11 protein-coding genes are annotated in these 13,350 nt (G+C 66.4%); 4 read left to right on the plus strand and 7 right to left on the minus strand.

Annotated elements, in window-relative coordinates; all coding sequences use genetic code 11:
* The first annotated feature begins 48 nt into the window (after positions 1-48).
* Positions 49-951 (plus strand): LysR family transcriptional regulator, encoded by a 903-nt coding sequence (locus tag KUV74_RS00885; protein WP_222515406.1) that lies wholly within the window; start codon positions 49-51, stop codon positions 949-951.
* Between the two features lie 102 nt (positions 952-1,053).
* Here KUV74_RS00885 and KUV74_RS00890 read toward each other — a convergent pair whose 3' ends face one another.
* The 3 genes from KUV74_RS00890 to thiO all read right to left on the minus strand — a co-directional run bounded on the left by KUV74_RS00890 (position 1,054) and on the right by thiO (position 4,240).
* The gene (locus KUV74_RS00890) at positions 1,054-2,502 is read right to left on the minus strand and encodes an NAD(P)/FAD-dependent oxidoreductase (protein ID WP_222515407.1); all 1,449 of its coding nucleotides are present in this window, start codon (positions 2,500-2,502) and stop codon (positions 1,054-1,056) included.
* A 33-nt stretch (positions 2,503-2,535) separates the two neighbouring features.
* Entirely contained in the window at positions 2,536-2,928 is a 393-nt protein-coding gene (locus KUV74_RS00895) for a nuclear transport factor 2 family protein (protein WP_045991941.1), read from the minus strand.
* Positions 2,929-3,049: 121 nt separating this feature from the next.
* A complete protein-coding gene (thiO, locus tag KUV74_RS00900) occupies positions 3,050-4,240 on the minus strand; it encodes a glycine oxidase ThiO (protein WP_222515408.1) in 1,191 nt (396 codons plus the stop codon).
* A gap of 213 nt (positions 4,241-4,453) precedes the next feature.
* Here thiO and KUV74_RS00905 point away from each other — a divergent pair, with 213 nt between their 5' ends.
* Positions 4,454-5,503 (plus strand): AAA family ATPase, encoded by a 1,050-nt coding sequence (locus KUV74_RS00905; RefSeq protein ID WP_124802468.1) that lies wholly within the window; start codon positions 4,454-4,456, stop codon positions 5,501-5,503.
* A complete protein-coding gene (locus KUV74_RS00910; protein WP_222515409.1) occupies positions 5,500-7,245 on the plus strand; it encodes a cobaltochelatase CobT-related protein in 1,746 nt (581 codons plus the stop codon). Before KUV74_RS00905 ends, KUV74_RS00910 begins: the two co-directional genes overlap by 4 nt.
* Positions 7,246-7,438: 193 nt before the next feature.
* Here KUV74_RS00910 and KUV74_RS00915 read toward each other — a convergent pair whose 3' ends face one another.
* Complete coding sequence (locus KUV74_RS00915; RefSeq protein WP_222515410.1) at positions 7,439-8,692, minus strand: NAD(P)/FAD-dependent oxidoreductase; 1,254 nt, start codon at positions 8,690-8,692, stop codon at positions 7,439-7,441.
* A 189-nt stretch (positions 8,693-8,881) separates the two neighbouring features.
* Complete coding sequence (locus KUV74_RS00920) at positions 8,882-10,294, minus strand: sodium:solute symporter (RefSeq protein WP_197037056.1); 1,413 nt, start codon at positions 10,292-10,294, stop codon at positions 8,882-8,884.
* A gap of 142 nt (positions 10,295-10,436) precedes the next feature.
* Here KUV74_RS00920 and KUV74_RS00925 point away from each other — a divergent pair, with 142 nt between their 5' ends.
* The gene (locus KUV74_RS00925) at positions 10,437-11,369 is read left to right on the plus strand and encodes a LysR family transcriptional regulator (RefSeq protein WP_222515411.1); all 933 of its coding nucleotides are present in this window, start codon (positions 10,437-10,439) and stop codon (positions 11,367-11,369) included.
* A gap of 44 nt (positions 11,370-11,413) precedes the next feature.
* On the opposite strand, the gene KUV74_RS00930 is transcribed toward KUV74_RS00925, so the two are convergent.
* On the minus strand, positions 11,414-12,202 hold the full coding sequence (locus KUV74_RS00930) for a TSUP family transporter (RefSeq protein ID WP_205254722.1): 789 nt from the start codon (positions 12,200-12,202) through the stop codon (positions 11,414-11,416).
* Positions 12,203-12,229: 27 nt separating this feature from the next.
* Entirely contained in the window at positions 12,230-13,237 is a 1,008-nt protein-coding gene (pta, locus tag KUV74_RS00935; protein WP_222515412.1) for a phosphate acetyltransferase, read from the minus strand.
* Positions 13,238-13,350 lie beyond the last annotated feature (113 nt).

A 13,350-nucleotide genomic window follows, 5' to 3' on the forward strand; every position in this document is an offset into this window, starting at 1 on the left:
TGCGCGTATAATATCATTTAACGTTCACTTGATACCTGTGAGGCATCAATGCGCATTGAGCTTCGCCACCTTTACGCCTTTGTCGCCGTGGCCGACAGCCTGCACTTTCGCCGCGCCGCCGAGCGTCTCAACGTCGCCCAGCCGGCGCTGAGTCGCACCATCGCTCAGCTCGAGGACGCCATCGGTGAAGCGCTGTTCGTGCGCAACAATCGCCAGGTCCGCCTCACCGATCCGGGACGCATCATGGTCGAGGAGAGCCGCCAGATACTGCGCCAGGTCGATGATGCGGTGCTCAAGACCCAGCGAGCGGGCCGTGGAGAACTGGGCCGGCTGGCCATCGGCTACACCGACTTCGCCATCACCGGTGAGTTGCCGGCACTATTGGACGACTTTCGCCGCCAGAATCCGGACATCCACTTCGACCTGAGCTTCGGCTCCACCGCCCAGCAGCTCGACGAATTGACCGAGGGACGCCTGGACTTCGGCTTCGTTACCGGCCCGGTGCTGACCCCGGGGCTGCGTTCCCGTCCCATCCAGCGAGATCACTTTATCGCCGCGGTCGGTGACAACCACCCGTTGGCCGGGCGCAAGAGCATCCGGCTGGAGGAGTTGGCCCGGGAGCCGTTCATTCTTGGCGCCCGCAGCATGTGGCTGCACTTTCGCCAGATGCTCGAGCAGATCTGTCGGCAGGCGGGCTTCGAACCCCATGTCGCCCAGGAGACCTTCAACAGCGAGACCATGTTTGCCTTTGTCGCCTGCGACTTCGGCGTCACCGTGCACCTGGAGTGCGCCACCAACTATGTGCGCAAGGGCGTCACCCTGCTGCCGCTGGAGGGGGTAAAGGAGTGCCTGGTCACCGAGGTGGCCTGGCGGGAAGACGGCGTGACAGCGGTTCAGCAGGCCTTTCTCGACCGCCTCGACAAGATGCTGCCACCGGAGGAAGTGAAGTAGCCGCAGCACCCACCGCAGCACTGCAGACATTGAAAAGCCGCGACCCCAGGGTCGCGGCATCGTCGTGAGGGTTACCCATATCCAGAACGGGACCGATCGAGTTCAGAGCACCTCATCCTTGAAGTAGTAGTAGCGATAGAGGAAGCGCTGGCCGAATCGGCGGAAGGGGGCGAAGGCCTCCGACTCGATACGTTCGCGCAGGTTGGGAAAGGGCAGCTTCGAGGTGAAGATCGGCAGATCCAACGACCTGCCCTCCCCGGTGATCCACTGGGCCAGGCGCTTGCCGGCCTGGGCCGAGTACATCACCCCGTTGCCGCCATAGCCCAGGGCGTAGTAGACGCTCTCCTTCGGGTCCGGCTGATGGATGCGCGGCATCATGTCGTGGCTGACGTCGACCCAGCCCCACCAGGAGTAGTCGATCTCGATGCCGGCAAGCGCCGGGAACTTGCGCTCCAGGTCGGCCCTGAGTACCGCCGCGTAGCGCTCCCTGGGGGCATCGCGGCCGCTGATGGCGCTGCGACTGCCGATCTGCACGCGGTTGTCCGGCAGCAGCCGATAGTAGTGGCGCAGGATTCGGGTGTCGGTCAGCACCTGTCGGGTGCGGAAACCGGTGGCCTCGATCTCGGCCTCGGTCAGCGGCCGAGTGACCATGGAGTTCGACAGAATCGGCAGCAGCCGGTTCTTGAGGTGGGGGCTCAGCTGGCCGGTGACGTAGCCGCCGGTGGCCATGCCCACCGCCCGCGCCTTGACCACGCCGCCTGGCGTGCGCAGATGGTGCACGTCGCCATGGGTCTCCCAGCCCAGCACCGGGCTCGCCGGGTGGATCTTCACCCCCAGGGCGCGCGCCTTGCGATGGTAGCCGAAGGCCAGCTTGGCGGCGTGGATACCGATGCCCTCGGGCTCGTGCATGGCGCCGGCCGCCTCGCTGTCGCCCACCCACTCGCGCTTGACGGTGTCGCCGTCGATGATGCGAGCGTCGTAGTCGAAGGTCTCGCGCAGAAGCCGCGCCTCCTTCTCCAGGCTCGGCATCACCCTATCCTTGTGGGCGATATACAGGTGCCCGCCGGGCTGCGGGTCGCAGTCGATATCGGCGATCAGCGACTTGAAGGTCTGCATGCCCTCGACACACTCGCGGTGCAACTTGAGCGCGGTATCGAGGCCATAGCGCTGGATCCACTGAGACCGCTTGAGCCGCCCCGAGGCGCACTGGGCCTGGCCGCCATTGCGGGTGCTGCATCCCCAGCTGACGCGGTTGGCCTCGAGCACCGTGGCCTTGATGCCGTAGCGCTCGGCCAGAAAGATCGCCGCCGTAAGACCGGTGAACCCGGAGCCGATGATCACCACATCGGTGTCGGTGTCCGCCACGATCGGGCCATCGTCGGCCGGGGGCTCGCCGGCGGTGGCGATCCAGTAGGTCGGCGCATAGTCACAGCCGGTACCGACCTGCCTGGCGGTCAACGGATCATAGGCGGGATCATAGGGGGCCTGGGCCGGAGTGGCCCGGGCGGCATCGTCCGACGAAGCGGCCAGCGGGGTCTGTAGATCCAGCATGTCGAAGCTCCCGAGTCAGGTATCCGAGGTCGCTCAGCCGTTGTTGACCGGCGTGGCGGGGCGCTGCTTGCGGTAGGCGTTCTTCACCGCGATCTTGCCGTCACGGAAGGTGAAGGCGTCGATCATCCGCGCCTCGGAGCGCATGCCATCGGCGGTGGTGCCGCTATAGGTGCTTTCGCTGTAGCCGCGATCTCCCACGACCTGATGCACGCCGTCTAGCCATTGGGCGTCCGGCGCGTTTTCCCAGGCGGCACGCAGCCCGGCGCGAACCTCCTGCTGACCACGAAAGGTCTTGCCGAGCAGGTCGGGACCTGCGACTGCATGAAATTCGCAGTCGTCGGTCATCATCGACATCACCGCATCGATATCGTGACGGTTGAGGGCGTCGGCGAAGTCGGCGAGAAACTGGGCGTCGGGCTGGCTCATGGTGAGACTCCTTGTTATTGGCAGCGCGGGTGGGTGTCGCTCACGCTGTGTCAGCAAAGTGGTGGCGAGGCGCAGCGCGCCTCGACTCACCTTGAGCCTATAGGGGCCGGTCGTCTGCCACTTAGCACCAGTTGCCCGCCGTCGATTGGGCCAGCCCCGACACGGACGTCGAGCCAGGGGTAGAGACAGGGCCCGCCGGCTCTTCGCGCTGGATGCGATAGGGGGCCGGATCCACGCAAGGGGTGCGCCCCAGCATCAGCTCGACGCCCAGCCGCGCCGCCGCCGGCGCCAGCACCAGGCCGTTGCGAAAGTGACCGGCATTGACGTGGAGGCCACGACATCCCGGCACCTCACCGATAAAGGGTATCCCCCCGGGGGAGCCGGGACGCAGGCCCGCCCAGTGGTGCTCGATCGACGCCCGGGCGAGCGCCGGCAGCAGGCGCACGGCACTGCGATACAGCGACACCCGGGCCTCACTGGTGGTGCGCTTGTCGAAGCCTTGATGCTCAAGGGTGGACCCCACCAGGATGCGGCCATCACGCCGTGGAATCAGGTAGCGCCCATCGGCCAGCACCACCCGCGACAGCGGCCGCGGCGTGCCGGGAGCCGGTCGCAGCACCATCATCTGGCCCTTGACCGGTGCCACCGCCATGCCGACCCCGAGGTGCTTGAGCAGGGCACCGCTCCAGGCGCCGCCGCATACCAGCACCCTGGACGCGGTGAGCACGCCGGTGGCGGTGTCGACGCCCTGGATCTGCCCGGCCACGACCTTGAAGCCGGTCACCTCACAGCCCTCGCGCAGCTCGACCCCTGGATGCCGCTCGAGCCGCACACGCAGGGCACGGCCCAGGCGCGGATTGCGCAGACTACCCAGGGTCGGCATCCACAGTCCGCCCAGGCCCTGGCGGACCCAATGGGTGTCGGCCAACGCCGGCTCCATCCGGCGGATGGCATCGGCGTCGATGTCCTCGAGCGGCTTGGCCTGACACCTGGCCCAGCGACGCGCCGCGTCGGCATCTTCCACCGCCAGGTACAGAAGCCCGTGTCGGCTGAACTGAGGGTCTACGCCGGTGGTCTCCCTGAGTTCATCGCAGAGTCCCGGATAGACCTCTTCCGATAGTGCCGACAACGCCGACACCGGGGCGCTGTAGCGCCAGGGGTAGAGTGGCGAGACGATACCGCCACCGGCCCAGGAGGCTTCCCGGGCACAGCGCCCGCGCTCCACCAGGGTCACCGAAAGCCCCGCCTCGGCCAACTGCCAGGCGCTCATCAGGCCGATGACCCCGCCGCCTACCACCACTACATCGCTCATGCTCGCCTCCTCGCTCGTCTGCCCATGTCAATTCAGCGCCGCTATCGCGACCGCTGCCACCACCGTTATCACCGCTGTTATCACCGCCAAAGGCCAATCGTCGCAGCGACACAAGATCCACCAAATCTCATTTTTCGATACAATTTGCGTTATTTTTTAAAACAGGTCTATAGTGACGACACACCTTTCCACCGCGTTTCAGGATTGACGACCATGGCCGACGCCTCACCCCTGCTCGACGACGCCCTCCCCGCCCAGCGTTGGCACAGCGCCCGGGAAATCTTCGGCATCGAATCCGACCTCCAAGTCCCGGTGTTCGAGACGCGCGACGACCATGTGCCGGCCATCGATGACGCCTATCGCTTCAATCCCGACGTGACCCTGGCGATCCTGGCCGGCTTCACCCGCAACCGCCGGGTGATGGTTCAGGGCCTGCACGGCACCGGCAAGTCGACCCATATCGAGCAGGTGGCCGCCCGCCTCAACTGGCCCTGCGTCAGGGTCAACCTGGACGGCCATATCAGCCGTCTCGATCTGGTCGGCAAGGACGCCATCGTCATTCGCGACGGGGTCCAGGTCACCGAGTTTCAGGAAGGCATCGTGCCCTGGTCGCTGCAGCGCCCGGTGGCGCTGATCTTCGACGAGTACGATGCCGGGCGTCCCGACGTGATGTTCGTGATCCAGCGCATTCTGGAGCGCGACGGCCAGTTCACCCTGGTCGATCAGAACCGGGTCATCAGCCCGCATCCGATGTTTCGTCTGTTCGCCACCGCCAATACCGTGGGGCTAGGCAACCAGGACGGCCTCTACCAGGGCACCCAACTGCTCAACCACGCTCAGGTGGACCGCTGGAACATCGTCGCCAAGCTCGACTACCTGCGCCGCGACGAGGAAGTGAAGATCGTGCTCGCCCGGGTGCCGAGCAAGGACAACGAACGTGGCCGACGCCACATCGACGCCATGGTGGCGGTGGCCGAACTGACCCGTAAGGGCTTCGCCAACGGCGACCTGTCGACGCTGATGTCGCCGCGTACCGTCATCACCTGGGCCGAGAACTGCGAGATCTTCCGCGACCCGGCGCTGGCCTTCCGGCTATCGTTTCTCAACAAGTGCGACGAGCACGAACGGCCCCTGGTCGCCGAGTTCTACCAGCGCTGCTTCGATGCCGAACTCAGCGAATCCGTGGCCAGTGTGTCGTCAGACGACGATTCACAGGCCAGCGATTCACTGGACAAGAAAGCAGACGCCGGGGAGGCGCCATGAGCGCAGCGGGCGAGGCGGCGCTGGCGCTCGCCCGCCAGCGCCGCCAGCAGTACCTGGAGGAGCTGGAAGCCGCCGTGCTGCGCGCCCATACCGGTGAGCACGACTGGTTCTACGCCGGTCGCAGGCTCTACCGAGGGGCGTCCCGGGTGGCCCTGCGCGCGCCTCACCTCAAGCTCGCCGAGGACTGCCTGTCGCTCGCCGACTATCGCGCCGTCAGCGACGCCCTGGCATTGCGCCAGCGCTTCAGCGACGACCGGCTGCACCAGCGCCTGCGCCCCGAGGAACCCGAGCCGCGACTGATCTACGACTGGCTCGAGCAGTGTCGGGTCGAGGCCCTGCTGGACGGGCCAGCCCCAGGCATGGCGCGCAACCTGAAAGCACGCTTCGAGCGCTGGTCGCTGGACTATCACCACGCCCAGCTCACCGAGAGCGCGCTGGGCCTGTTGCTGTTCTGCGTGATCCAGATCAGCCGGTCACGGCTGATGGCGGCGCCCATGCTCGAGGAATTCGAGGACTTGCTGGAAGCGACCCGCGCCAATATCGTACCGGCGCTGGGCCACGCCCTGGCAGGACTGCGGCGCGAGCGCCACGACCAGCAAGGATTCCAGCGTCACGCCCGCGACATCGCCGACTGGATCGCTGCCCAGCTCGAAGGTTACGAGCCCCAGGGCGAGCGCGAGGACGAAGCCAAGGACCCACGCCGGGCGCTGGCACTGCTGCTCGACAGCGAGGACGAACTCGACGACGAGGTGCCCCTGGCCGCCACCGGCCAGAGCCGCACCCTAGCCGACGGCGCCCATCGTTATCGCGCCTTCACCACCGCCTACGACAGCGAGCGCGAGGCCGACAGCCTGGTGCGTCAGGCCCAGTTGGAAGAGTACCGGGCGCGCCTGGACGAGCGCCTGCACGCCCAGAAGGTCAATGTGCGTCGTCTGGCCCGCCAGTTTCGTCGCCACCTGTCGGTGGCCGATCGCGATGGCTGGCAGGACGGCGAGGAAAGCGGCGTCATCGACGGCCGCCGACTGTCCCAGATCGTCTCCTCCCCTCAGGAGCGGCGCGTCTTTCGGCGCGAGCGCTACCGTCCGGTCAGTGACGCCCAGGTCACCCTGCTGATCGATTGCTCCGGCTCGATGAAGGCCCACGGCGAGTCCATCGCCATGCTGGTCGAGCTGTTGACCCGGGCGCTGGACATGGCCGGTGTCGACAGCGAGGTGCTGGGCTTCACCACCGCCGCCTGGAACGGCGGCCGGGCCCAGCGCGACTGGCTCAGGGCCGGGCGCCCCGCCACGCCGGGACGGCTTAACGAGGCGCGCCATCTGATCTTCAAGGACGCCCAGCAGCCGTGGCGACGCGCGCGAAAGCGCTTTGCCGCCCTGCTCAAGGCCGACCTGTACAAGGAAGGGATAGACGGTGAAGCGGTCGAGTGGGCCTGCCAGCGCCTGATGGCGGCAGACGTCAATCGCCGCCTGCTGGTGGTGATCTCCGACGGCAGCCCCTCGGACAGCGCCACCAACCTGGCCAACGACCGCCACTACCTCGACAACCACCTGCGCTCGGTGGTCGCAACCTTCGGCGGCGGCAACGGCCGTCGCCCCGGCCCCATCGATATCATCGGCCTCGGCGTCGGCCTGGACCTGAGTCCCTACTACGCCCGCCACCGGGTCATCGCCCTGGACCAGACCCTCGACAACGCCCTGCTCGACGAAGTGGTGGAGCTGATGTTGTCGAGGCGTCGTTACTAGGGCTTGTCTGAAAAGTGTCTACGCTCGGTAATACGGCGTTAAAAATCGGATCAACATGCTCATTTACACCCCGTAAACTGCGCTGTCTCACCGATTTTTGCCTTGTCTAACCTTCGCTCGCCGACTTTTCGGACTAAGCCTAGCGCTCGTCTATCAGTGCTGATCTCAAAGTGCTCGTCTAGAATCGCCCTTCCTAAAACCGTGCAGGGGACAAGCTGGCGACGTAGTCAGGCAGGGCTTCGCCGTGGATCATGGCCGCGATCAATTCGCCGGTGTGGGCGGACTGGGTCAGCCCCAGGTGGCCGTGGCCGTAGGCCACGAAGAGCCCTTTTCTGCCCGTTACCTGCCCTACCACCGGCAGGCCGTCCGGTGTCGAGTGGCGCACGCCCATCCAGCGCTCCGCCAGGCTCAGGGGCCGTCCGAACAGCGCTTCCCCCCAGCCCTTGAGCCTTTCCCAGCGGCGCTCGTCGGCGGCGCGGTCAGGAGCGGTAAACTCGGTGGTGCCCGCCAGGCGAACGCCGCCATGCATGGGGGTGGCATAGAAGTGGCGGGCCAGCCAGCCCACCGGGCGCGACAGCGAAAGCGGCGTTTCAAGCCGCACGTGGTAGCCGCGCTCGCTCACCACCGGCAGCGACACGCCGAGCGACTTGAGCAGGGCATCATTGGCGATGCCCGCGCACAGCACGACCTGGTCGGCCTGGTACTCACGGGACTCGCCGTTCTCGCCCTTCTCACCGATCAGGCGCCAGCCCCCCGCGGCCAGCGGCACCAACCCCCTGATGCGGGCACCATGCTGCACCACGCCCTCGCCTGCCAGGCGCTGCCACAGGGCTCGGCTCACCGCCAGGGAATCCTTGAGGTGGCGCGTCTCGGGGAAGTACAGGCCGCCGACGAGATCCGCGGGATGGATCGCGGGTTCCAGATCGCGCACCTCCTGCGCCGTAAGCACCTCACAGGCCACCCCATCGGCCCGCTTGGCACGGGCCGACGCCTCCAGGGTCGCGGCCAGCGGGTCGCCTTGGCGGGCGAGTTGCAGACAGCCGGTGTCGGCGTACAGATCCGGCGCCTCGAGCGACTCAAGCAACGCGTGCTGAGCCTTGACCGCATCCTGAATCAGCGCCACCAGATCCGACTTGTGGTGGGCAAAACGCGACGGTGTAGCCGCCTTGAGAAAGCGCGGACCAAAGCCCGCCAGGCGGGCCAGATAGCGAGGGTCAACAGACAGCGAGGCGTCACGCCGACACAGCTCTCCAGGCAGTTGCCTCAAGGTATCGATACTGGCCATGGGCGAGGTGGCGTAGTTGGCGATCAGGCCGGCGTTGCCGAAGGAGGTGCCCTCCCCCGGCGGGCCCGGGTCAAAAAGCTGTACCCGGTGGCCACGTCCCGCCAGCGAACGCGCCACGGCCAGCCCGACGATGCCGGCACCCACGACGGCGATGGTATTCATGCACTGTCTCCTGTTGGACGAGGGCGGCCGGCCCGTGCTTGGGGCCAGCCGCGTCTTGTGGGCGATATCGTGGGGTTCAGTTGTCGCGATAGAAGCGCCAGGAGGCGATACCCACCCCCACCGCGGTGAGGATGCTGACAGCACTGACGGTATACAGAGCAAGAGCGTACAGAGTCATGGGAATCTCCTTCACTGAGCCTTGGCGGCGACAGGGGCGTCGGGGACCGAGCGGAACAGTCGGTAGACCAGTACAAACACCAGCACATTGGCGATGACGCCGGCGATCAGCGCGGTCAGACCAGTCGCCGCCTGCAGGTCGAAGGGCCCCCACTTCCACAGGATGGTCACCAGGGCGCCGGCGAGCATGGCGGCGACCGCCGAGCGGGTGCAGCGCAGATCGAACAGCACCGCGAACACGAAGGGCAGCAGAATGGTCGGCGCCCACAGCGCGTAGCTGAGCAGCAGCGCATCGATGATCGAGGTGGCGTAAAGGGCAAAGACCACCGCGCCGAGGCCAATCAGCAGGTTGACCAGTCGCTCGATCCACAGCCGCTTCTTCTCGCTGACGTCAGGCTCGATAAAGGGTTTGTAGATGTCACCGACGAAGATCACCGCCGCCGAGTTGAGGTAGGAGTCGGCGGTGGACATCACCACGGCCAGGAGCGAGGCCAGCACCAGTCCGGTGATGCCCACCGGCAGGGCGTCGCGGATCAGGGTCGGCATCGCCTGGTCGGGCGAGATGGTCGGATAGAGCACCAGCGCGACCAGCCCGATGGTGGCGCTGACCAGATAGAACAGGAAGCCGAAGCCGCCGGCCACCGAATAGCCGATACGAGCGTGGCGCGAGTCAGGGGCCGACAGGGCGCGCTGGGTGTAGGGCGGCACCAGGGTCTCGCCGAGCAGAAAGGCGATGAAGATAGACAGGAACATGCCCACCGAATAGTCGCCCATCAGGCTGAAGTGGCCCTCGGGCAACCGCTCCACCAGCGCCTGGGGGCCGCCCAGATCATGGATGCCGATCAGCATGGTCACCGGCAGGAACACCGCCAGCATCAGAAACTGCACCACGTCGGTCTGGATCACCGCCCACATGCCACCCACGGTGGAATACAACAGCACCACCGCCATGCCGATCAGGATGCCGGTGGAGACCTCGATACCGAGGATGGCGTGGAACACGGTGCCCACCGCCAGGGCCTGGGCGCCGAGGATGCCGATGCAGAACACCAGCGAAAAGATGCCGGTGAACAGTCGCGCGCTGGCACCGAAGTGCTGCGCCATGATGTCGCCTACGGTCTGGGCGTTGACGTAGCGCTTGAGCCGGGGGGCGATGAACAGACCCGCCAGTACCGTGGCCAGGGGGAAGGCCGAGGCGGCGACCATGAAGGCGTAGCCTTCGTCGAAGGACTTGCCGGCACGCCCCATGGAGGCGCCGCCGCCGAGGAAGGAAGCCGCCAGGGTGGCGAACAGCACCGGCCAGATGATCTTGTTGCCGGCCACCGCAAAGTCCGCGCTGCCGGAGACCTTCTTGGCGCTGCGATAGCCGATGTAGATCAGTATCGCGAAATACAGAAGCAGACCGCCGAGGTCGATGGGATTCATGGAACTACCCTCGTTATGGTTGTTGGGGGTGGTTTCAGCATCGACCGCCATTGCCATAAAGACAACTTTGAGATAACTATGAAACCATAAATACAATTTAGAGGCGCTCACTCACTTCCCGAGGGCGCCCGGAGGGACGCCCATGAAGGTTCGTCACCAGCTTCGCCAGCTCCAGATATTTCGTGAGGTTGTGCACACCGGCAGCCTGTCGAAGGCCGCCCGTCGTCTGGAACTCAGCCAGCCGGCGGTCAGTTCGGCCATCGCCAATCTCGAGCAGGAGGTGGGGTTCTTGCTGTTTCGCCGCAACAACTACGGCACCGAGCTGACCCCCGAGGCCCGCTATCTGATGGAGGGGGTCGACAAGGTACTGGCGTCGGTGTCACATCTGGACGAACTCGCCGATGGCCTGCGCCAGGGCCGCGCGGGCAAGCTGATCCTGGGCTGCATGCCGGGGCTCTCGCCCACCGCCATGCCCGGGATCATGGCCGAGTACCTGGCCGACTATCCCGATACCCGGCTGTCGTTGCAGACCTTCAGCTCGCGCAAGATCCGGGACTGGGTGGCCGAGGGCCAGTTCGATGTCGGCGTGATCGAACGCCAGGATGACCTTAACGACCTCGATGCCCGCCACCTGTCCCTGCGCATGCACCTGGCGGTACCGCGCCACAGCCCGCTGGCGGGCCTTGCTCAGGTAGAGGCGGCGGATCTTGACGGCAAGGCCCTGGTGACCCTGGACGAGCACCACCAGAGCACACTCAAGTTGAAGCAGGCGCTCAGACAGGCCGGCGCCGACTGGCAGATCGCCGCCGAAACCCACCTGTTCCCTTCCGCCATCAGCCTGGTCAATGCCGGCATCGGCCATGCCCTGGTGGACCCGGTCTCGGCCTGGAGCTTTCTGATGCGTCGCGACTGCGCCGTGGCGATCCTGCCCTTCGTTCCCGCCATCGACCTCGATATCGCCGTGATCACCTCGCGCTTTCACGCTCTCTCCAGGCAAGGTCAGCACTTTCTGCCCTATCTCGAGGCCGGTCTCGAACGCTGGCGCGAACGGGCGCTGTCACCGATCACGCTGTGAATCGTACAAGGGTAAACGGCCGACCTTCGCTCCCTGCTTCGGCCTCACGCCCTGGTCCACAGCGCCAGGCTGCCGTCGAGCATCAGCCCCACGCCGATCACCATCAGCGTCAGCATGGCCACTCGTCTCAACAGCACGGCGCTGCAGGGCGGCGGATAGCGGCGTCCGGCCCAGGTGGCCAGCGCCACCGCCGGCAGGGTCCACAACGCCAACAGCCAGACCTGGGCGTCGAGCCCGCCGGCGGCGCCGACATACAGGGTGCGCACCCCCGAGGTCATGGCGAAGCAGGCGATCAGCAACAGCCGGATGGTCTCGGTGGGCAGCGGCTGGCGATAGCAGTGGTAGATGACCGGCGGCCCCGGCATGCCGAACATCCCGGCCAGAAGGCCGGTCATGACGCCATTCGCGGCGAAGCCTGCCGAGGACGATACGGCCGCGCGTGGGCGCGGCCGCAGGCCCACGCTGAGCCCGCCATAGAACACCAACGCCCCCAGCATCAGCATCAACAGCGCCTCGGCGCTGACGCTCAGCCAGTTCAGCGCCCACACCCCGAGGCCGATGGACGGCACGATGCCGAGCCCCAGCGCCAGCAGATGACGCCGGTCCAGATGATGCAGCTTGCCCGGCAGGGCCACGGCGCTGTTGACCAGGGTCACCAGACTGACCACCGCCACCAGGGTGGCGACGCTGACCAGCTCGAAGCCACTGGCCACGCCGATGATGATCATGCCGATACCGAACCCGGACACCGTGTGCAGGTAGCCTGCCAGAACGGTGATCAGTATCACCGCCAAAAGGCCAGACAGCTCCATTCCCTCGGGTACCAGTGTCATCTTCCCTCCCGGCCGGCCAGATGAGTGTTACGCCACCGACAGGCGCTGGGCCTGGACCGTGGTGACGGCGATCACGTTGACGATATCCTCTTCGCTGCACCCCCGCGAGAGGTCATTGGCGGGCCGCGCCAGGCCCTGCAGCAGCGGCCCGATGGCCTCGGCGCCGCCGATCCGCTCGGCCAGCTTGTAGCCGATATTGCCGGCCTCAAGGTCCGGGAAGATCAGCACATTGGCGTTGCCCTTGACCCTGGAGTCCGGCAGCTTGCGCTCGGCGATCTCGGCGACGATGGCGGCGTCGAGCTGCACGTCCTCATCGATGGCCAGGCCCGGGCGCGCGTTCTTGACCTTGCGCGCCGCCTCCACGACCTTGTCCACCGAGGCGTGGTGGGCGCTGCCGCTGGTGGAGAACGACAGCATCGCCACCCGTGCCGGTTCGTCGAGCAGCGCCTCGGCGCTGTCGGCGGCGGCCATGGCGATCTGCGACAGCGCCTCGGCGTCGGGGTCCACCACCAGCCCGCAGTCAGAGAAGATCATGCCTCCCTTCAGGCTATGGAACTCCTTGCACAACATCATCAGAAAGAAGCTCGACACCAGGCTCGCCCCTGGCGCCTTGCCGATCAACTGGATCGCGGCGCGGACGACGTCGGCGGTGGTGTGCACCGCCCCGGCCACACAGCCGTCGGCCAGGCCGTCGCGGACCATCAGGTTGGCAAAGATCAGCGGCTCACGTACCCGCTGGGCGGCATCCTCGGCCGTCATGCCCTTGGGCCCGCGCAGTTCAAGCAGGAGCGTTGCCAGGCGATCGGTGTGCTCGGAGTCGGCGGGATCGATCAGCTCGATCGCCCCGAGCTCGAGCCCTTCGGCCTCGGCGCGGGCGTCGATCGCCTGACGCTCCCCCACCAGCAAGATGCGGGCATAGCCGGCCTGGCTTGCCGCCAGTCCTGCCTTGAGCACCCGCGCATCGTCGCCCTCGCACAGCACGATACGTCTGGGGTCCTGGCGGGCCATGTCGCGTATATGATTGAGCGCTTTCATCGGAACAGCTCTCCCGGGGTCATTGTTATCGGAGACTCCGCCCATCCCTTCACTCGGCCGGGGCTCTTTACCACCCTCTGGCGAATGTAAAAAAGCCCTGGCACCAGGCCAGG

The organism is Halomonas sp. DP1Y21-3, from assembly GCF_019801245.1.
GTDB lineage: Bacteria > Pseudomonadota > Gammaproteobacteria > Pseudomonadales > Halomonadaceae > Halomonas > Halomonas litopenaei.